14 protein-coding genes are annotated in these 19,862 nt (G+C 64.7%); 4 read left to right on the top strand and 10 right to left on the bottom strand.

Annotation, left to right across the window (positions count from 1 at the left end; genetic code table 11):
* Positions 1-27 precede the first annotated feature (27 nt).
* Positions 28-1,473: an efflux transporter outer membrane subunit gene (locus BUE21_RS02430; protein WP_073354471.1), complete on the top strand. Its 1,446-nt coding sequence runs from the start codon at positions 28-30 to the stop codon at positions 1,471-1,473.
* Between the two features lie 9 nt (positions 1,474-1,482).
* On the opposite strand, the gene BUE21_RS02425 is transcribed toward BUE21_RS02430, so the two are convergent.
* From BUE21_RS02425 to BUE21_RS02395, 7 genes are all read right to left on the bottom strand, one after another.
* Positions 1,483-1,809, bottom strand: a complete 327-nt coding sequence (locus BUE21_RS02425) for a DUF2149 domain-containing protein (RefSeq protein WP_073354320.1) — start codon at positions 1,807-1,809, stop codon at positions 1,483-1,485.
* 3 nt (positions 1,810-1,812) lie between these two features.
* Positions 1,813-2,304, bottom strand: a complete 492-nt coding sequence (locus BUE21_RS02420; protein WP_073354317.1) for a MotA/TolQ/ExbB proton channel family protein — start codon at positions 2,302-2,304, stop codon at positions 1,813-1,815.
* A gap of 33 nt (positions 2,305-2,337) precedes the next feature.
* Positions 2,338-6,486 (bottom strand): cobaltochelatase subunit CobN, encoded by a 4,149-nt coding sequence (locus BUE21_RS02415; protein ID WP_073354314.1) that lies wholly within the window; start codon positions 6,484-6,486, stop codon positions 2,338-2,340.
* 16 nt (positions 6,487-6,502) lie between these two features.
* Positions 6,503-8,377, bottom strand: a complete 1,875-nt coding sequence (locus BUE21_RS02410; RefSeq protein ID WP_200796676.1) for a TonB-dependent receptor domain-containing protein — start codon at positions 8,375-8,377, stop codon at positions 6,503-6,505.
* Between the two features lie 452 nt (positions 8,378-8,829).
* Positions 8,830-9,960, bottom strand: coding sequence for an alkene reductase (locus BUE21_RS02405; protein ID WP_073354310.1), 1,131 nt, complete (start codon positions 9,958-9,960; stop codon positions 8,830-8,832).
* 155 nt (positions 9,961-10,115) lie between these two features.
* Complete coding sequence (locus BUE21_RS02400; RefSeq protein ID WP_084522720.1) at positions 10,116-11,063, bottom strand: spermidine synthase; 948 nt, start codon at positions 11,061-11,063, stop codon at positions 10,116-10,118.
* Positions 11,060-11,698, bottom strand: a complete 639-nt coding sequence (locus BUE21_RS02395; RefSeq protein ID WP_073354304.1) for a fused MFS/spermidine synthase — start codon at positions 11,696-11,698, stop codon at positions 11,060-11,062. The genes BUE21_RS02400 and BUE21_RS02395 overlap by 4 nt, the downstream gene beginning before the upstream one ends.
* Positions 11,699-12,160: 462 nt before the next feature.
* Here BUE21_RS02395 and BUE21_RS02390 point away from each other — a divergent pair, with 462 nt between their 5' ends.
* The 3 genes from BUE21_RS02390 to BUE21_RS02380 all read left to right on the top strand — a co-directional run bounded on the left by BUE21_RS02390 (position 12,161) and on the right by BUE21_RS02380 (position 15,724).
* Positions 12,161-12,421 (top strand): type B 50S ribosomal protein L31, encoded by a 261-nt coding sequence (locus BUE21_RS02390; RefSeq protein WP_073354469.1) that lies wholly within the window; start codon positions 12,161-12,163, stop codon positions 12,419-12,421.
* Positions 12,422-12,558: 137 nt separating this feature from the next.
* Positions 12,559-14,361 (top strand): hypothetical protein, encoded by a 1,803-nt coding sequence (locus BUE21_RS02385; protein WP_084522716.1) that lies wholly within the window; start codon positions 12,559-12,561, stop codon positions 14,359-14,361.
* Between the two features lie 28 nt (positions 14,362-14,389).
* Positions 14,390-15,724 carry an MATE family efflux transporter gene (locus tag BUE21_RS02380; protein WP_073354301.1) on the top strand — a complete coding sequence of 445 codons (1,335 nt, stop codon included), beginning with the start codon at positions 14,390-14,392 and terminating at the stop codon, positions 15,722-15,724.
* Positions 15,725-16,048: 324 nt separating this feature from the next.
* On the opposite strand, the gene BUE21_RS02375 is transcribed toward BUE21_RS02380, so the two are convergent.
* The 3 genes from BUE21_RS02375 to BUE21_RS02365 all read right to left on the bottom strand — a co-directional run bounded on the left by BUE21_RS02375 (position 16,049) and on the right by BUE21_RS02365 (position 19,861).
* Positions 16,049-17,512, bottom strand: a complete 1,464-nt coding sequence (locus BUE21_RS02375; protein WP_073354298.1) for an ATP-binding protein — start codon at positions 17,510-17,512, stop codon at positions 16,049-16,051.
* Between the two features lie 2 nt (positions 17,513-17,514).
* Positions 17,515-18,828 (bottom strand): dihydroorotase, encoded by a 1,314-nt coding sequence (locus tag BUE21_RS02370; protein ID WP_073354295.1) that lies wholly within the window; start codon positions 18,826-18,828, stop codon positions 17,515-17,517.
* Between the two features lie 70 nt (positions 18,829-18,898).
* Positions 18,899-19,861 carry an aspartate carbamoyltransferase catalytic subunit gene (locus BUE21_RS02365; protein ID WP_073354467.1) on the bottom strand — a complete coding sequence of 321 codons (963 nt, stop codon included), beginning with the start codon at positions 19,859-19,861 and terminating at the stop codon, positions 18,899-18,901.
* Position 19,862: the final 1 nt, after the last annotated feature.

The raw sequence follows: 19,862 nt of genomic DNA, 5'->3' as shown, positions 1-19,862 counted from the left end.
CCATTACCCGTTGTTGCCATGCCACCCATGCCCTCCTCCCGCCTCCTCTCCACCCCGGTTGCCGCACTGGCGGCACTGGTGCTGTCCGCCTGCACCAGCCTGCACACCGGCTACCAGTCCCCCGATGCCCGCATCCCCGCGCAGTGGAGTGCCGCCAGCGAAGCCAGCCAGCAGGCCATCCGCCAGGCCGCCCTGCACGATGCGTGGTGGACGCGCTTTGGGGATGCCACCCTCGACCAATTGGTCACACAGGCACTGGAGCAGAACCCCGATCTGGTCACGGCCGCATGGAACATCCAGATCGCCCGCCTCAATGCCGGGCTGGCCGACGACCGCGCCACCCCCAGCCTGGGGGCCAGCACCTCCACGAATGCCAGCCACAACTTCGATGCGGGCAGCACCGGGCGCAGCTACTCGGTGGGGCTGAACCTGAGCTATGAAGTCGATCTGTGGGGCAAGATCGCCAGCCAGCGCGATGCCGCGCAATGGCGTGTGCAGGCCTCGCAATCCGATCTGCAAACCACCGCCCTCACGCTGGTGGCCAACGTCGCCACGCTGTACTGGCAACTGGGCTACCAGAACGAGCAGATTCGCAGCGGCGAACAAAGCCTTGCCCATGTGCAACGCACCCGCCAACTGGTGCAGGCCCAGTACGATGCGGGCAGTGTCTCGGGGCTGGAGCTTCAGGAAGCGCGGCGCAGCGTCGCCAGCCAGGAATCCGCACTGGTGCAACTGCGCCAGGAGCGCGTCAATACCCTCAACGCGCTGGCCGTGCTGCTCAACCAGCCGCCTTCGGGCGAAAGCATCGCCCTGCTGCTGCCCGCAGAACCTCAGGCCCTGCCGCAAAGCCGCGTGCCCGACATTCCCGCCGGACTGCCCGCCCAGGTGCTGCAACGCCGCCCCGACCTGCAAGCCGCCGAAGCGCGACTGCGCGCTACCCTCGCCGATGGGGATGCCACCCGCGCCAGCTACTACCCGAGCATCAGCCTCACCAGCAGCGTGGGCAGCTCCAGCAGCGCGCTGGGCAACCTGCTCTCCAACCCCATCGGCACACTGGGAGCCAGCCTCGCCTTTCCGTTCCTGAACCAGACACAGATGCGCCTGAACAACGCCATCTCCCGCGCCACCTATGAGTCGGCATCCGTCGCCTTCCAGAAAACCTTCTACACCGCATTGCAGGAAGTGGAAACCGCACTGGGCGCACGCCAGCAATTGCAGACGCAGGCAGGCCTGCTACAGGAACAACTCGAAGCCGCCCGCCAGGTGGAAGCCCTCAACGAGGTACGCTACCGCGCCGGAGCCACCACGCTGAAAAACTGGCTGGACGCACAGGAAAGCCGCCGCAATGCCGAACTGACCGTCTCGGCCAACCGCCTCAGCCAACTCACCAACCAGCTCACGCTGTACAAGGCCCTGGGGGGCGATACGGTGTTCGAGGCACCGGCCAGCGTATCGTCAGCCATCCAGCCATAAAGCCGTCACTCACTGCGACGGCTTCGCGGCCTCCTCGGGCACATACACCATGCGCCCGTCGTCCAGCCGATAGGTGATGCCGGCCTTGATGCCCTGCCCCTCGCCAATGGCTCCGCTGGATTCGTAGCGGGTGAGTTCCTCGCCCTTCTTGATGGTCATGCGCATATCGGCCTGGCCGGGGTTTTCGATCACCACCACTTCGTGGGCAGAAAACGGATTCAGCGGGTTCTTCGCCACCACGATCATCAGGATGCCGATGACGACCAGAAACAGGTCGATCAGGTTCACCACGGAGAGAATCGGGTCATCGGCCTCGTCGGATTCGATGAAACGCATGGCCTATTTCCCCTGCACGCCCGGCAATGTGCCCTCGCGCTCCAGGTCGCGCAATTCCTGCAACAACCAGCGGCGGCGCACGGTCAGGATGAAGAAGGTGATGCTGGCGGCCACCAGGGCCAGAATCACCGCCGAGAACGCGGTCACCAGATTCTCCCCCACGCTGGCCGAGTCGCCACGGCCCAAAGCCAGCAGGGCTGGCCCCATCGGAATCATGGTGGCAATCAAGCCCAGCATGGGCGTGGTGCGCGAGACGATGCGCAGCCATTCAAGGCGGCGGATGATCCACAGCTCCAGGTCGTCGGCAACGGCCTGGGTCTGCCGCTGGTAGGCCGCCAGTGCCGAAACATGGCAATCTTGGCGACGCTGCCATGCCTCCACCAGAAAGCCCCCCAGCGTGGCAAAGGCATAGAGCAGGCACAGCAGGATGAGCAACAGCACCGGCACGAGAAACAGGCCGGCCAGTTCGTACAGGCTGGATTCAAGAAGGTTCATGGAAACAAAGGGATGGAATCGGTTGAAGAAATGTCAGGCCGCTGTGGATCGGGGTGCAGAGCCAAGCTGCCGCACAGCCCCCACCGCAGTGGCCAACAGCAGCGTGGCCAGCGAGAGCCAGAAGGCCCAGCGCGATGGCAGGGGTGCGGGCGGCACCGGCTCCATGAGCTGGCCGCTGACGGTGGTGGCATTCGCGCTCGCGGGTGCAGTGCTGGCCTCTTGGGGTTCAGAGGTCTGGGCCTGGGGTGGTGGTGCGCTACCCTCGGCTCCCGCACCGGCCTGCAAGCCAAAGCCTGCCCCCATCTGCACCGCCGCCTGCCAGGTGGGCGAATCCGTCTGCACCTCTACATCGTGCTGTTCCACCAGCGTCTGCCAGCGTTCGGCCAGTTCACGCTGGGTCTGTTCGGATGCCTGCCAGTAGCCCTTGCGCACGGCTTCCACCATGCGTTCGATGACCTGCGCCTGGGCCGTGGGGTTGTGCTGCTCGAACCACGCGTTGATGCCCAGTTCACGACGGTCGTTGATGTACACATCGTGCAGGGCCTGCCACTGGTCGCCGCGCACTGTGCCGGGGTCGGTGACTTGCCAGCCCCAGAGGTTGTTGATGGCCTTGAGCACATTGACCGTGCCCGCGTAGCCTTCCTGCTGCATGGCTCCAATCCACTGCGGGTTTTCGTAGCGGGTGCGCAACTCGTCGGCCAGAAAGCGCGCGGCAGAGGTCATGCGACCGGCGCGGGAATCGCGCAAATCGGCAATGTACAGGGCCGGACTTTCGCCATCGAGGTGGCGGATGGCCAGGGCCATGCCCCCCAGAAACTGGAACGGGTCGTCCCCGGTCAGCAGGCCGTAGGTGTTGGAGGAACGCGCCAGCACCGCCGCCTGCACCCCCTGAAGCTGTTCGGCATACAGGTTGATGCCGGGGTGTTCGTTGCCGATGGCAATCGCCCAGTCGGCATCATCGACCTGGCCCTGCTGGCGCGCCTGTGCGGTTTTGCCAGGGGCGGCATAGGCGTATTGCAGTCGGGACAGGTATTGCTGTGCCAGCGGGGCATCGTCCTCCCAGGCGGTGGAGTCAAGCGTGGCATCGGCCAGCCCCACACCATAGTCGCCCGGCTGGTTGCAGAAGATGCGTGCCCGCGACAAAGCCTGCGCCCGCTCTGCCGCCAAGCCCTGCGTCTGAAGGCTGGCGAAGGTCTTGCGGCTGTGGACAGCCACGGCATTGTCGGCTTCATCGAGCTGCGCAATGTCGTCGATGGCCTGTGCCAGCAGGCGCATGAAGCCGTCGAACTGGTCGCGGTAGGCTCCGGTGACCTGTACCACCGCATCGATGCGGGCACGCCCCAGTTGCTCGCGCGGGATGATCTCCAGTGCGCGCACGCGGCCACCGTCGTCCCATACCGGACGCAATCCCAGCGCGTGCAGAATCTGGCTCTCCACCATGCCCAGATGGCGCATGGCTTCGACCGACCACAGGCTGAAGGCCAGTTTGGTGGGGGTCTGGCCATCATGCTGGCTGCGGTAGTCGTCGATCAGGGCCTGCAACTGTTCGGCGGCGGCTTCGTAGGCGGCCCGGGTGGGCAGCTTGTCCGGCTCGAAGGCGTAGAGGTTGCGGCCACTGGGCACGCCGGGGTTACGCACCGGGTCTCCGCCGGGGCCAGGCGGCACATAGCGGCCTGACAGCCCCAGCAGCAGGCTTTCGATTTCCTGCGTGTCCTGCAAGCCCCGGTCGAGTTCGCGGGCACGCTCGATGAGGGGGTGCTTGGCGGTTTCCGAGGTTTGCCCAGGGTGTTCGCGCAGGTAGTGGTGCAGCAGGCGATAGGGCGCGCTGCGGTTCAGGTCTTCATAACTGCCAGCAAACGGCTCTGCCCCGTGGTCATGACCGGGTGTGGGATGGGTGTGCGCAGCGTGGGCATGGTGACGGTGTTCTCCCGATGGCATGGGCTGCTGCTGCTCCCACGCCTGCGCCAGCGTCTGCAATGGTTCGCCCAGTTGCTGCATGACGGTCAGCAAGCGGTGTTCGTCACTGGCAGGCTGGCCCAGGGTGTGCAGTCCCAGAGGGATGTTCTGGTTGGCCAATTGGTGCAGATGGTCGTGCAGGGCATCGAAAAAGCCCTCGAAGTCGGCATCGATGCGCTGCGCATCCCATTGCAGGTCCTTGTCCATGCGCGATGCCTGCACCGCTTCCCGGATTTGCTGGCGGGTGCGTTCGCGCACCGCGCCTTCTTCCAGTTGCTGGTATTCGTGGATCAGCGTGTGCAGGGCCACCAGTTCGTCGTACAGGGCGGAAGGGGCAAAAGGTGGGGTCTGGTGGCTGACGATGGTCGCACGCCCGCGCCGCTTGGCCTGCACCGCTTCGCCCAGGTTGTCCTGGATGTAGGGGTAGATGACGGGAATATCGCCCACGGCCAGGAACGGGTAGTCATCCGCCCCCACGCCGCGATCCTTGCCCGGCAGCCATTCCTGCGAGCCATGCGTGCCAAAGTGGATGAGCGCGTGGATTTTCTGCTTTTCGCGCAGATACAGGTAATGGGCCAGATAGTAATGGCTGGGGGGCACGGCGGCATCGTGGTAGTCCTTGCCCTGCACGTCGCTGCGCGGCATTTGCGGCAGCACGGTCAGGTTGCCCCACTGGATGCGTGGAATGATGAAGTGCGGCTGGCCGTCGATGCTGCGCACCGCCCAGTGGCTGGCCGGGTCGCCCCAGCGTTCCAGCAGGGCCTGATGGCGGCGTGGCGGCAAATCTTGCAGCCACTGCCGATACTGCGCCACGGGCAGGGTGTCGGCCAGATTCTGTTGCAGCAGGCCATCGAGTGCCTCATGCGCGTAGAGCGGGCGCATGATGGCCTGCGCCTGGCCGATGATCTCCTGCTCCTGCTGCACGCTCACCCGGTAGCCGGCCTGTGCCAGCGCAGGCAGCAGCGTTTCCAGACTGCGGGTGACGTTGAGATTGGAGGCGGAGATGTTGCGGTCGCCCTGCGGGTAGTTCCAGAACATCAGTGCCAAGCGTTTGTCCGCTGGCGGCGTGGTTTGCAGGGCGGCCAGATGCCTGGCCTTGTGCAGCAGTGCATCCAGTTGTTCGGGGATGGGGGCCGGTTCGCCACGCTCCAGCGCGCTGATGACCAGCGGATCGATCATGCCCCAGATTTCGTACACGGCCATGAAGGGGGCGACCATGCGGCTGGGAGTGCCACTTTCGGCGTCGCGCCAGCCCTGGATGCTGCTGTCGCGGTGGTTCATGGTGGTCAGCACGGGAATGCCCAACTGGGCGATTTCAGGCACGCGCTGCTCGGCATTGCCCATGTGCTGCATGTTGATGAGCACCTGAATGTCCTGCCCCGCCAGCATGCGGGTGAGTGCCTGCGGCTGCTCGGCATCGAACCAGAAGGCCACCGGCATCAGGCCCAGGGCTTCGCTGCGACGGATGGCGGCATCGATCACCGCCGTCTGCATGTTCGACAGGCTGCTGGCATGGATGGCAAAGGCCACGCGCGGGCTGTCGGGCTTCCAGCGCGGGGCATGGCCTGCGCCGCTGCTGTGCCCCCATGCCAGATAGTCGTCAAAACGCTCGAATGCGCCGGGCGCATCGGGGTGGTACCAGGCATCGGGTGGCAACCGCACGGGGGCGGGAATATCGGCCACGGACTGCCCGGCCAGCCACTGGCGCAGATACTGGAAGAAGTGGCGGTAGTTGGCCTCGCCGCCGTTCTGGTAATAGGCCAGCAGCGCATCGGCATGGGGCTGTGGCAGGCCGTGGTGAGCCGCATCGCGCACACTGGCATCCATCCAGCGCAGTGGGGGCTGCTGGAGCACAGGCCCCAGTTGCACCCGCAAACGCTGGCGCGCGGTGCGCAGACTGGCTTCGAGCACCAGCAGATCGGCATCCATCAGCCATGCCTGCCGGGCGGCTTCGGTATCACCCGGAATGCCTTGGCTGTAGGCGGTCTCCAGCCGCACACCGGCCAGCCGCGCCTGGTGGCGCAGTTTGTCGAGCTTGCCGGGCAGGATCGATTCGTCTGCCACCAGCCGCACCCGCACCGTGGGGGCAGACGCTGCATCGGCAGGTTCGGCGGCCTGCGCCGGAGCCTGCATACCGTGCAGCAAGGCCCACAGCATGAGCAGCGACACCAGCAGCCAGGCAGGGGTGCCGCGCTTGGCGAAAAAATCGGCGAAAAAGCGTGTCATGGACGACCTCCTGCCATCAGAAGCTGGCATTCAGGCCCACATACACGCTGCGCCCCGCAACCGCGTAGTTGAAGCGCGTGGTTTTGTCGGTCAGCAAGGTATCGCCCAGATTCTCGATGGATGCCTTGACCGTCCAGCGCGGCGAGATACGGTAATTCGCATTCAGCGACCAGACACTGTGGGCAGGCAAGGGGTGCTGTACGGAACTGCTGTACATCACCTGACTGCCGATGTACTGGCCGCGCAAATCCAGCGTCCAGGCGGCATCGGGTTGCCAGCCCACCCGCACGTTGGCCTGATGGCGCGGGCGCGTGGCCAGCGGCTGGCCGGTCTGGCGGTCGCGGGCCTGCAAGTGCGTGTAATTGCCGCTCACATGCCAATGCACCCCCAAGGCTACCGATGCGCCCAGCTCCAGCCCACGGATGCGCGCACGCTCCACGTTCTGGTACACCAGTTGGCGGTAGCCATCGCAGTCGCGCTCGCACCAGGTCTGGATCAGATCGCGCACCTGATTCTGGAACAGCGTGGCCTGCACACTCCAGCCTGCCGGAGCACGATACTCCATGCCCAGCTCGTAGCTGGTATTGATTTCAGGCTTCAGATCGGGGTTGCCGCGCACACTGAAGCTGGTGCTGGCCACGTAATAATCGGGCGAAAGCAGCTTCAGGTTGGGAGCCTTGAAGCCGCGCCCCATGCCGCCCTTGAGCGTCAGCACCTCCCCCACACGGTGCACCAGATACACGCGTGGGCTGTGCTGGAGACCAAACTTCTCGTGCTCATCGAGCCGGTTGCCCAGGACCATCGACCACGAAGGTGCAATCGCCCATTCATCCTGCACAAAAAGTGCCTTGTGCGTGATGTCGGCCTGGCCTGCGGCATTGATGGAACTGTCCTCCAGCTCCTCCCTGCGCAACTCACCGCCGACACTCAGCAGGTGGCTCTGCCCCAATGGCAGGGTCAGGCGGGCATCCAGGGTCTGCTCGTCCAGCGACTGCGGGCGCGTGGGCGTGCCGCTGCTGCGCGAGTTGCCCTTGTCCAGCGAAGCACCGTACACACGCACCTGACTGATGGCACGGCTCCAGTGCCCCTGATGGCTCAGCGACCACTGCCTGCGCCTGAATTCATCGTAACTGCGGTAATGGCTCTTGCCCGACAGGACATCCCGCTCGCGCTCCTCGTTCACCCGGCCCACGCTGAAATCCACGCGCTGGCTGGAGCTGGGTTTCCAGTTCAGGGCCACATTCAGGCTGCGGGCATCACGGCCTTCCAGATCGGATACCTGCGCATCACTTGCCAGCGGCGCAGATGCGCGGTAGCGGCTCTCGGCATAGACATTCAGACCCAGCACCCCCGGCAACAGGGGGCCGCCGACATAGGCTCCCAACTGCCTGCGCTCACCGCCGCGACCATCTTCGCGCCAGCCCAGGCCAGCCGAGAGACTGCCGCGCCATTCATCCGTGGCACTGCGCGTGATGACATTGACCACGCCACCGAGCGCGTCCGAACCGTACAGCGAAGACATCGGGCCACGCACCACCTCCACACGCTCGATGGCCTCGGCAGGTACCCAGCCCAGATCGCTGTCGGAGTGGCCAATCACCCCACCCGTCTGGTTGATGCGCTGGCCGTTTACGAGGGTCAGCGTGTAGTCGCTACCCATGCCACGGATGCTGATACCGCGCCGCGACAGTCCCACGCCTCCCACATGCACCCCCGGCAAGCCCTCCAGCGTGTCCGCCAGGTCCTGCACGGGCCGCCGGAGCAATTCGGCCCTGCGCACCACCGACACCGAAGCAGGCACCTCCTCCAGTGCCGTGGCATTCGAGGTGGCCGTAACCACCACCTCATCCATCGCCTGCCCCCCATCGGCCTGTGGTGCAGCCGCGCCCACCGGCTGACCCCAGATCAGAACGACCGTGGCCGCCAGGGATGCCCTGCCACACGCCTTTGGGAGGCCAGTTCGCCTTGGGAAGGTCTGCAAAACTCTTGCGGTAAGCCCGCGCCCGCCAGTGGGATGCAGCGCAAGGCGGATTTTGCGGTCAATAGCGGGGCTATTGACCGCAAAAGCCAACGCGGCGATGCGCCCAGTGGTGGGATGCGGGCGGCGCAACGGGTTTTGCAGACCTTCCCTTGGGCTATGGCCACTTCCTGTATATGCCGTGACAGACACAAAGGAACGGGCAGCTTCAGACCGTATGGCATGTCGGGACGGCCTGAATGAAGCATTGGCTTCGGTGCGCATGATGAAATCCACTCAAATTAATGATAATTTTCTATCATAATATATTTGAGTGTTGATTATCAATAAATTCGACAGAGATACCCTATCGGACTGCCCTCCTCCTACGCCCCCACAGCTCCATGCGCCAGTGCAGGGTAATCGGTGTAACCGAATTCACCTCCGCCATACAGCGTGGCCGGGTTCCATTGCGCCAGCGGCGCGCCCTGGCGCAGGCGTTCGACCAGATCGGGGTTGCTGATGAACGGACGACCAAAAGCCACCAGATCGGCACGGCCAGTCTCGATGGCCTGTTGTGCGAGTGCCAGATCGTAGCCATTGTTCAGCATCCACGCGGCCTGACCGCCCGCCTCGCGGTAAGCCTGCCGCAGTGCTTCGTAGTCGAAGGGCTGGCTGCCCTGCTGGTAATCGCGCGGGCCACCTGTTGCCCCCTCAATGATGTGGATGTAGAACAGCGCATAGCCTGCCAGACCGCGCACCACCTGCTCGAACAGTGGCTGGGGTTCGGGGTCGAACGCATCGTTGGCGGGAGTGACCGGCGAGAGACGGATGCCGGTGCGCGCCGCGCCGATTTCCGCCGTGACCGCGTGCACCACCTCGAACAGAAAGCGCGTGCGGTTCTCGATGCTGCCGCCATAGGCATCACCACGCTGGTTGGAGCCAGAGCGCAGGAACTGGTCGATCAGATAGCCGTTGGCGGCGTGAATCTCCACGCCATCGAATCCGGCCTGGATGGCCACCCGCGCAGCACGGCGGTAATCCGCCACGATGCCCGGCAGTTCGTCCGCTTCCAATGCGCGAGGCAGTGAAGTCGGCTCGAAATGCCCTGTGCCATCGGCATCGACCAGATAGGTCTTAGCCTGGGCCTGAATGGCAGACGGTGCAACGGGCGCGAGGCCATCGGGTTGCAGCGTAGTGTGCGAAATACGCCCCACATGCCAGAGCTGCACGACAATGCGGCCGCCCTGGGCATGCACGGCATCGGTGACACTGCGCCAGCCCGCCACGGCTTCATGGCTGTACAACCCCGGTACGTCGGCATAGCCCTGCCCCTGCTGCGAGATGGCCGTCGCCTCGGAAATCAGCAGGCCGGCACTGGCACGCTGGGCATAGTAGGTGGCGGTGATCGCCGGAGGCACCGCTCCCGGCGAACGGTTGCGGGTGAGCGGAGCCATCACGATACGGTTGGCCAGCGGCAGGCCGGAAAGATCGAACGCATCAAAAAGCGCAGTCATGGGAACACCTCCAAAAAAGAACGAAAAAAGAAGAGGGAGCCGGTTTCGGCCAACTCTTCAATGCTATTGTGGGCAATTCTTCCGCCTGGTGCTTGGCCCTTGAGCAAACGCCCTGCCATGCCCAGCGGTACAGATGGGCCTGTGAATGCCGTGGCTCAATCTGCCTGGCGCAGGATGTTGGTGGGCGACCACTGATCGGTCAGTGCGCGGGCATGGCTGGGCGGTACGGGCACAGGCTGGTAGTGTGGCCACGGCCCGGTGAGCGCGTCCAGCAGCGGATCGTCGGTGTTGGCATGCAGGGCGTGTGGCGCGGCGTAGAGAATGTCATTCATGCGGCGTTGGGCGCGCAACAGGTGGGGGAACACCGCCTGCCAGGTGGCCTCCTCGTGGGGTTGCAGGCGTCCGCGCGAGAAGGTGTTGGCAGCAACCACTCCGCCGGGAGCCAGCAGTTGCCGCACCTGCTGCAAGAACTCCACGGTCAGCAGGTGCTCGGGCACATAGTCGTGGTCGAAGGCATCGAGCAGAATCAGGTCGTAGTGCTGGCCCTGGCGAATCTTCTGGCGCACGAACACGCGCGCATCCATTGCATGCACGGCCACCTGCTCGTTGGGCTGAAAATCGAACCAGGTGCGGGCCACCTGCACGACCGCCGCATCCAGTTCCACCACGTCGAGTGCGGTATGCGGGAAATGCGCCATGATGACCTTGGGGATGGAGCCGCCACCCAACCCCACCAGCAGGATGCGCCGGGGTGGTTCGGGCAGAAAACGCAGGCCCGCCAGCAGCCCGCGCGTGTATTCCAGTGCCAGTTGCATGGGCTGCGCCTTGTGCATGCAGCTTTGGAACAGGTTGCGCCGGTCAAACGTCATGCAGCGGAACGTCTGCCCTTCCATCACCATAACATCGACATGCAGGCCGCGCCGGGTGGCCACATGGGTGTAGTCATCGGCCATCAACTGGTCTTCCAGACTGGGGACGGCGGTCGCGGCACCCGGCACACCATCGGCACGGGCCGTCTGGCCCAGCGCAGACAGCCCCAGCATGGCAATCGCCAGCAGCCATGTGCCGGGAGCCAGCATTCGGAGCAGGTGCCGCATCGTCATGGCTGGGTCGCAGGGGGCGGCTGCATCAGCAGGCCGATGATCGCCAGCATGGCAGTGACCGTGGCCGTGACGAGCAGGATGGTGTTGATCTCCAGCCAGAGCACCAGATAGTAGGACGGCACGATGGTGCCTGCCGCCGACCCCAGTGTGGTCACGGCACTGAGCTGCCCCACGCGCGAGCCTGCCTCCTCCACCCGCGTCACGATCAGGCGGGTGATGTACGGGGCGAGCACGCCCGCCAGCACACCGGGCGCACTCAGCAAGAGTGCGGCCCCCAGCAGGCTGCCATAGCGCGAATCGGGTAGCCAGTAGGAGATTTCCGCCAGCGCAACGGGAGCGAGCAACACCAGCGGCAACATGCTCAACGACAGGCCCAGCACCAGCCGGTACAGCACGGCACTGTGCGGGCGGGGCTTCTGGGACAGCCTGCCGCCCCACAGGCAGCCCACAGCCATCGCCAGCAGCAGCACGGTGATGATGCTGCCCCACACCGCAATGCCACTGCCGAAGTAGGAGGCCGCAATGCGTGCAAACAGCACTTCCACCGCCATCGTGGCAAACGAAGCCCAGGCCGCCACCACGAAAAGAAAGCGATGTTCAAGAGAAGACAGGGAGGTGGAAGGGACAGAGGCCATGAATGGATTATTCCGCCAAAACGATGTGTCCGCGCCAAAAGACAGGGCAGGCTGGGCCACCTCTCTCCCAATGCCCCGATTGCCAGCCAGGGTGATCGGGCGTTGTCAAAAGCATCCGATAGGTGCCTATTTTTCCACACACAAACCCCACTATCCCGTCATGCCGGGCCTGACCCGGCATCCAGAAGCATTGCAAGGCCCAATCTATCGGGGCTTTGAAGGCAGACGTTGCCACTGGATGCCGGGTCAGGCCCGGCATGACGAGGTGTGTGAGTTCGCCATCACGCAAACTGGACAGCAGAAACACTATATAAGCATAGCGCGATCATTCTGCATTGCCAGCAAACAGGCATTTGCAATCCTTGTACCGTGTGCGACAATACGCGGTTTTCTGCGTTAAGTGCTGTGGCAATGGGTGCTGCATGTGGCTGGCGCGACGACCTGCAACGAAAGACCAACGCCATGAAAGAAGGCATTCACCCCAATTACCGCGAAGTGCTCTTCGTCGATCTGTCCAACGGTTTCAAGTTCGTGACACGCTCCTGCGTGCCCACCAAGGAAACCGGCACCACCGACGATGGCCGTGAACTGCCGCTGTTCAAGCTGGATACCTCCAGCGAATCGCACCCCTTCTACACCGGCCAGCAGAAGTCGGTGGACAACATGGGCGGCCGCGTGGAGAAATTCCGCAACCGCTTCGGCAAGACAGCCCTGAGCAAATAAGCTCCCGCACGTCGCATAGGCGACCTGGCAGCATGGCATTGGCCCATGCTGCTTTTTTTTGCCCGGACACGGCGATAATCCCCGGCAAGCGTACGTTTCACGTTTCGCACTTTGCCTTTTTCCTTGAATTGTCTTCTGTGAAGCATCCTTCTCCTGCCCTGGTCTCACAGGATGCGGTACGCGCCCTGCCCCGCAGCCTGTTGCTGTTGCTGTGCGTGGTCTATGTCCTGGCCGGTTTCGTGGGGCGTTCGCCCTGGAAGAACGACGACATCGTCAGCTACGGCCACATGCAGGCACTGGCACAGGGGCAGAGCGACTGGCTGGCTCCGTCGCTGCTGTCCTGGCCCGCCGAACCGGGCAACTGGCTGGCCCTGTGGCTGGGGGCCTGGAGCATCCAGCTTGCGCCCGGCTGGCTCGCGCCCGAACTGGCCGCCCGCATTCCCTTCATGCTGCTGGTGGGCATCAGCCTGGCCTGCACCTGGTATGCCTGCTATTTTCTGGCGCGCACTGCCGATGCCCAACCCGTGCCGTTCGCCTTCGGTGGTGAGGCGGCCCCGCGCGACTACGCCCGTGCACTGGCCGATGGCGCAGTGCTGGGCATGATTGCCAGCCTGGGCTTTGCGCAGTTCTCGCACGAGACCACCCTGCAAGTGCTGCAACTGGCTGGTGGCAGTCTGGTGTTTCTGGCCTTCGCACTGGGGTTTTACCATCCGCTGCAAGCCCTGCTGTTGCTGCTGGCCGGAGCCACCGCCCTGCTGCTGGGCAGTGGTGCGCACTGGCTGCTGCTGTGGGGGCTGGGGGCACTCTGCCTGAGCTGGTGGACGGCCATCGGGCGGGTACGGCCCCGCGCCACCGATGCCTGTGCCGCGCCCTCCCTGTTCGCTAGCGACGACCCCGCTGGCCAACGCCGCTCCAGCAGTGCACCCTGGTTTGCCTGGCCGCTGCTGGCATCGCTGGTGCTGGGAGCGGTTGCCGTGGCCATTGGCCAAGGGCAATTGTGGTTCTGGCAAGCCAATGCCATCTGGCAATACGACCTGAACACCTGGCGCAGCATTGCGCGGTTGCTGATCTGGTTCAGTTGGCCGGTCTGGCCACTGTGCCTGTGGGCCTTGTGGCGGTGGCGCAGGCAGTGGCTGACGCGCAGCCCCAGCTTCCACATGGTCTTGCCGCTGTGGTTTGCCATGGTGGTGGTGGTGGTGGCCGTGTGTTCCTCGCCATCCGATCGCAGCCTGTTCCTGGGCCTGCCGGTGTTTGCGACGCTGGCGGCCTTCGCGCTGCCCACCATGCGGCGCAGTTTCGCCTCGCTGATCGACTGGTTCACGTTGCTGTTTTTCACCGCCTGCGGCATTGCCATCTGGGTGATCTGGGTGGCCACGCAGACCGGCGTACCCGCCAAGCCGGCGGCCAACGTGGCCAAACTCGCACCCGAATACCTGCCCCAGTTCGGGCCGCTGGCGTTCGTGCTGGCCTTGCTGGCTACCGTCAGCTGGCTGGCGGTAGTGTTCTGGCGCACGGGCCGCCACCAGTCGGCCCTGTGGAAAAGCCTGGTGTTGCCCGCCGGAGGAGCCACCTGGTGTCTGGTGCTGGTGACCACGCTGTGGCTGCCCATGCTCGACTACGGGCGCGGCTACCAGGCGCAAATGGAAAAACTGCGCGAACACCTGCCCGCCAGCGCGACCTGCGTCACCGCCCACGGCTTGAGCCGTGCCCAGATTGCCGCCGTGCAGACACAGGGGAGCTGGCCACTGCGCAGTCCCGAAAACGCATCCGATCGCGCATCTGCCTGCACCTGGAGCCTGGTGGGCGCAGGCACGGTGCGCGCCTTGCGCCCCGCGCTGCTGCGCCAGGGCTGGGTGGAGGTGGTCAAGGTGGAACGCCCCACCGACGACGAACCACTGTTCCTGTTCCGCCACCGCCAGCCCCGACGGCTGACGCCCTGACCCCCGCACACCGCCCCACACAGCCGCCATGTCCGAGCGCAAAACCATTGCCCGCCACTTCGTCACCGTGCTGGTGGGCCAGCTCGCCATCATGGGCTATGGGCTGACGGATACGCTGGTGGTCGGCAACTTCTCGGTAGAGGCACTGGCGGCCCTGTCGGTGGCCGGGGCGATTTTCATCAGCGTGTACATCAGCCTGCTGGCGGCCGTGCAGGGGCTGCTGCCGATCTGGGCGGAAATGCACGGGGCACAGCAGCCCCAGCGCATCGGCCCCTCGGTGCGCCAGTGCCTGTACCTGACTGCGGCCCTGACCGTGCTGGGCATGGTGCTGCTGGTGCAGTCCACCCGGCTGCTGGACGGGCTGGAAGTGCCAGCCGCCCTGCATGCGGATGTCTCGGCCTATCTGCACATTCTGGCTGCGGCCCTGCCGGCGGCCATGCTCTACCGCATGTTCACCACACTGAGCCAGTCCATCGGCATTCCGCAGATGGTGACCTGGCTGCAAATCGTCGGGCTGTTCATCAAGATACCGCTGTCCATCTGGTGGACGCACGGCGGCTGGGGCGTGGAGCCGATGGGGCTGCGCGGTTGCGCCTGGGCCACACTGACCGTTCACTACAGCCTGCTGGTGCTGGCCCTGTGGCTGCTGCACCGTCAAGAGCCGTACCGGCCGCTGCACCTGTGGCGCACCCCAGAAAAGCCGCACTGGCCGCAACTGCGTGAATTCCTGCGCCTGGGCCTGCCTGCCGGACTGACGGCGGCGGTGGAAATTTCTTCCTTCGCGCTGATGGCACTGCTGATTGCCCGGCAGGGTGCGATTGCCTCATCGGCACACCAGATCGTCAGCAACCTCACCGGCATTGCCTACATGTTCCCGCTTTCGCTGGGCATTGCATGCAGTGCCCGCGTGAGCTTCTGGCGCGGCGCAGGCGACGAAGCCCGCGCACGCCAGTTGGCCCGCACCAGCCTGCAACTGGCCCTCGGCACGGCCTTGCTGATGGCGGTGGCCCTGGTGCTGCTGCGCCAGCCACTGGCACAGGGCTACAGCCACGACCCGGCGGTGCAGCAACTCACGGCCAGCCTGTTGCTGGTGCTGGCCTGCTACCACCTGGCCGACAGCATGCAGCTCATGACCATGTTCATGCTGCGCTGCTGGCGTGTGACGATTGCCCCGCTGTTCATCTACCCGGTGCTGCTGTGGGGCTTTGGCATTGGCGGCGGCTACTGGCTGGCCTACCGGGGCCTGGCAGGCTGGCCACCCGCGCAGGCCCCCTGGCCCTTCTGGGCATCGGGCGCACTGGGCCTGGCCCTGACCGCCGGGGTGCTGGGGCTGCTGCTGCAGCGCAAGTTGCGGACAATTTAAGAACAATGCTGTTTACTTAAACCTGTTTCCCGTCATTCCGGGCTTGACCCGGAATCCAGTGACAAAGCAAGCCCAGAGAAACGAACGTGTTTTTTCTCCATGTCGTCACTGGATTCCGGCCTTCGCCGGAATGACGGCGTTAAGGAAACACTGATTCATTCCGCCCGAGTCGCCGTGCCCCCTGTCGGGATGGGCTGCAAGGCGGTTTTTGGGGTCAATAGTGGTGCTATTGACCCCAAAAGCCAACGCAGCAGACCGCCCGAGAGGGGGATGCGGCGGCCGGGAGGAATTATTCAGTGTTTCCTTAAGTAAGCAGCATTCCTTCTAAACCAGCATGCCTTCGCGTTCCCGCTTGCGTTCGGCCTCCTCGGCCAGTGCCTGGGGCGTTTGCAGGCGGGCGGCAGGCAACACCAGCGTGAAAACCGAGCCTTTGCCCAGTTCGCTTTCAACCAGCAACTGTCCTCCGTGGCGTTGGATGACGTGCTTGACGATGGCCAGCCCCAGCCCGGTGCCGCCTGTCTCGCGCGAGCGGCTGCGATCGACGCGGTAGAAGCGTTCGGTCAGGCGCGGAATGTGTTCGGGCGCAATGCCCGGCCCGGAATCGCGTACCGAGAAATGCGCGCTGCCATCGGCCTGCCAACGCCATTGCACCTGAATGCGCCCCCCCGCCGGGGTGTAGCGCACGGCGTTGGTGACGATGTTGGCCACGGCACTGTGCAGTTCCTGATCGGCGGCCAGCACACGCCCCATGCACTGGGGACGCGCCACTTCTCCATCGATCTTCTCGCACAGCGGCGCGTCGGCGGGTACGGGGATGGCGACCTGCAAGCCCTGGGCATCCACCCAGCAGACGCTGATCTGGTGGACGGCCTTGCTGGAGTCGGGGGCCAGTGCCGATGACAGCGCGTGGGCTTCGTCATGGCAGCGCACCAGCAGGGTGTGGATGTTGATGAACTCGTGCAGGCCCGGCACCGGGCTGGCTTCCAGCCGCGAGAGGGTGAGCAAGTCCTGCACCAGCAATTGCATCCGCGCAGTCTGCTGCTGCATCATGCCCAGGTAGTGCAGTTGCTCGTCGCGCCCCAGTGGCAGGTTTTGCAGGGTTTCGACAAAACCGGCAAAAATCGTCAGCGGCGTGCGGATTTCGTGCGAGACGTTGGCCACGAAGTCGCGGCGCATGGATTCGTTCTTTTGCAGGATGGTGATGTCGCGCGAGAGCAGCAGCTTCTTGCCGTCGCCGTATTCATTGACGACCACCGAGAGTTGCGGCTTGTCCACCGACATGGCGTTGCTGCCCCGCCCCTGCACTTCCAGCGGGTGGCTGAAGTCGGCCACCGTGCAGTAATTGCAGAAATCCGGCGAGCGCACCAGATTGGTGAGAATGTGACCGATGTCGCGCCGTGCATCCAGCCCGAAATGCTCCTCGGCCATCTGGTTCAGCCAGACGATGCGCCACAGTTCATCGACCAGCAGCACGCCGTTGGGCGAGGCTTGCAGCGCAGACTGCAAGTCCTGCAAGTCCTGCTCCAGCACCCGCAGGGCTTTTTGCTGCTTGCGCTGCTGCCGCCGCCAGAAGTATTCCAGGTGCGACCAGATACCCAGCAGGAACGGCGGCGGGGTGTTGGCATACTTGGCCCAGCGGAAGAAGCGCATGCCCTGCCAGGCGTAGAGCAGCCACCAGGCCCAGGCCCCTGCCAATGCCCCCAGCAGCGCGGCCGACCAGCTACCAGCCAGCCCGCCAACGACGATGGCAAAAAAGAGTTGCGAGAAGCCGAATGCCAGCCAATACATGCTCAAGGCACCGCCAGCGTACCCGCGCGGGCGAACACGATCTGCCCGCCCACCAGCGTGGTCTGCACACGGCCCGGCAACTCCAGCCCCAGGAACGGCGTATGCTGAGCCTGGCTGCACAGGGCATCGGGCTGCACCACCCAGTCGGCCTGCGGGTTGAAGACGCAGACATCGGCCACACCGCCTTCGTGCAGGCGACCGGCATCGTGCTGCAAATCGCCCAGTCCTGCCCCGATGATGCGGGCTGGCTCGTGCGTGACCACCGCCAGTGCCCGCAGCAACGGCACGTCGTGCGTGGCAGCCCAGTGCTGTGCCAGAGCCAGCAGCAGTTCCAGCCCGGTGGCTCCGGGTTCGGCCTCGGCAAACGGCACCTGCTTGGCATCGTCCTCCACCGGGGTGTGGTCGGAGACCAATGCGTCCACCGTGCCGTCGGCCAGCCCCCTGGCAAGGGCATCGCGGTCGCGCTGCTGGCGCAGCGGCGGGTTGAGGCGGGCATTGCTGTCGAAGTAGCCGATGTCCATATCGGTGAGCAGCAGGGAGTTGATGCTGATGTCGCAGGTGACAGGCAAGCCCTCCTGCTTGGCCTGGCGCACCAGCTCCAGCCCCGCCGCACTGCTGATGCGGCACAGATGCACATGGCAGGGCGAGGCACGCAGCAACTCGAAAATCGTGTGCAGCGCAATGGTTTCTGCCGCCACCGAAATGCCCGACAGACCCAACCGCTGGGCGAACGCGCCACTGGCGGCCACGCCCTGCCCCAGCGAATAATCCTGCGCACGCAACCACACCGAATAGCCAAAGGTGCTGGCATATTGCAGGGCACGTTGCAGGGACTGGTTGCTGACCAGCGGCACCTCGGCCTGACTGAAACCCACGCAACCGGCGGCGGTGAGCTTGGCCATTTCGGTCAGCACCTCACCGGCCAGCCCGCGCGTGAGCGCGCCCAGCGGATACAGGCGCGCCTTGTGCAGCCTGTCGGCGCGGTAGCGCAGCATCTCCACCAGCCCGGCCTCGTCCAGCGCAGGCTGGGTGTCGGGCGGGCAGACCAGGCTGGTCACGCCACCGGCCACAGCCGCGTGCATTTCGCTCTCCAGCATCCCGGCATGTTCATAGCCCGGTTCGCGCAGGCGCACCGCCAGATCGACCAGCCCCGGCAGCACCCATTGCTGGCGGGCATCGATGGTCTGGTCGGGAACAAAACCATCGGGAGCCGTGCCGATGCTGGCAATGGTTCCATTGGCGATGGCCAGATCGCCGACGCGATCCAATCCGCTGGCGGGGTCGAGCAGCCTGCCGCCCTGAATCAGTATTTTCATGTGCTGTCCTTGCAATCCTGTTGGATGTTTCAATGAATTCGCTGTGATGCGCTCAGAACCTACGATGTTCTCAGGCTTCATTGCCCGCCACGATGGACATCACCGCCATGCGCACGGCAATGCCGAACGTGACCTGCGGCAGGATGACGCTCTGGTCGCCATCGACCACTTCCGACGCAATCTCCACGCCCCGGTTGATGGGGCCGGGGTGCATGACGATGGCATCGGGTTTGGCCAGTCGCAGCCTCTCGGGGGTCAGGCCGAACTTCTTGAAATATTCCTGGCTGGACGGCAGCAGTGCGCCGCTCATGCGCTCGTTCTGCAAGCGCAGCATGATGATGACATCGGCATCGCGGATGCCCTCGTCCAGCGAGTGCACCACGCGCGCGCCCATCGCGGAAAAGTTTTCCGGCACCAGTGTGCTGGGGCCGACCACGCGCAGATCAGGGCAACCCAGCGTCGTCAGGGCGTGGATGTCGGAACGCGCCACGCGCGAATGCAGCACGTCGCCCACGATGGCCACGCTCAGGTTCGTGAAATCCTTCTTGTAGTGGCGAATCGTGTACATGTCCAGCAGCCCCTGGGTGGGGTGGCCGTGGCGACCATCACCGGCATTGACCACATGCACATGCGGCGCGACATGCTGGGCAATCAGGTAGGGTGCGCCCGACTGGCTGTGGCGCACCACGAACAGATCGGCCGCCATGGCCGAGAGGTTGGCAATCGTGTCCAGCAGGGTCTCGCCCTTGGCCGTGGACGAGCGCGAAATATCCAGGTTCAGCACATCGGCCGACAGGCGTTTGGCGGCAATCTCGAACGTGGTGCGGGTGCGCGTGCTGTTCTCGAAGAACAGGTTGAACACGCTCTTGCCGCGCAGCAGCGGCACCTTCTTCACCTCGCGGTCGTTGATGGAGACGAAATTGGTGGCCGTATCCAGAATGTGCGTGAGGATGTCGCGCGACAGCCCTTCGGTGGACAGCAGGTGGATCAGCTCGCCGTGGCGGTTGAGTTGCGGATTGTGTTTTGCCAGCATG

This window comes from Lampropedia hyalina DSM 16112 (assembly GCF_900129055.1).
GTDB classification, from domain to species: domain Bacteria; phylum Pseudomonadota; class Gammaproteobacteria; order Burkholderiales; family Burkholderiaceae_C; genus Lampropedia; species Lampropedia hyalina.
The sequence above is the reverse complement of the archived record's forward strand: the minus strand, read 5'-3'. Positions and strand labels throughout refer to the sequence as shown.

Excerpts from the sequence above, each read along its gene's own strand:
- BUE21_RS02415 (WP_073354314.1), bottom strand. The coding sequence starts at position 6,486 with ATGACACGCTTTTTCGCCGATTTTTTCGCCAAGCGCGGCACCCCTGCC.
- BUE21_RS02400 (WP_084522720.1), bottom strand. The coding sequence starts at position 11,063 with ATGACGATGCGGCACCTGCTCCGAATGCTGGCTCCCGGCACATGGCTG.
- BUE21_RS02370 (WP_073354295.1), bottom strand. The coding sequence starts at position 18,828 with ATGAAAATACTGATTCAGGGCGGCAGGCTGCTCGACCCCGCCAGCGGA.
- BUE21_RS02365 (WP_073354467.1), bottom strand. The coding sequence starts at position 19,861 with ATGCTGGCAAAACACAATCCGCAACTCAACCGCCACGGCGAGCTGATC.
- BUE21_RS02395 (WP_073354304.1), bottom strand. The coding sequence starts at position 11,698 with ATGGCCTCTGTCCCTTCCACCTCCCTGTCTTCTCTTGAACATCGCTTT.
- BUE21_RS02375 (WP_073354298.1), bottom strand. The coding sequence starts at position 17,512 with ATGTATTGGCTGGCATTCGGCTTCTCGCAACTCTTTTTTGCCATCGTC.
- BUE21_RS02390 (WP_073354469.1), top strand. The coding sequence starts at position 12,161 with ATGAAAGAAGGCATTCACCCCAATTACCGCGAAGTGCTCTTCGTCGAT.
- BUE21_RS02425 (WP_073354320.1), bottom strand. The coding sequence starts at position 1,809 with ATGCGTTTCATCGAATCCGACGAGGCCGATGACCCGATTCTCTCCGTG.
- BUE21_RS02430 (WP_073354471.1), top strand. The coding sequence starts at position 28 with ATGCCCTCCTCCCGCCTCCTCTCCACCCCGGTTGCCGCACTGGCGGCA.
- BUE21_RS02420 (WP_073354317.1), bottom strand. The coding sequence starts at position 2,304 with ATGAACCTTCTTGAATCCAGCCTGTACGAACTGGCCGGCCTGTTTCTC.
- BUE21_RS02380 (WP_073354301.1), top strand. The coding sequence starts at position 14,390 with ATGTCCGAGCGCAAAACCATTGCCCGCCACTTCGTCACCGTGCTGGTG.
- BUE21_RS02405 (WP_073354310.1), bottom strand. The coding sequence starts at position 9,960 with ATGACTGCGCTTTTTGATGCGTTCGATCTTTCCGGCCTGCCGCTGGCC.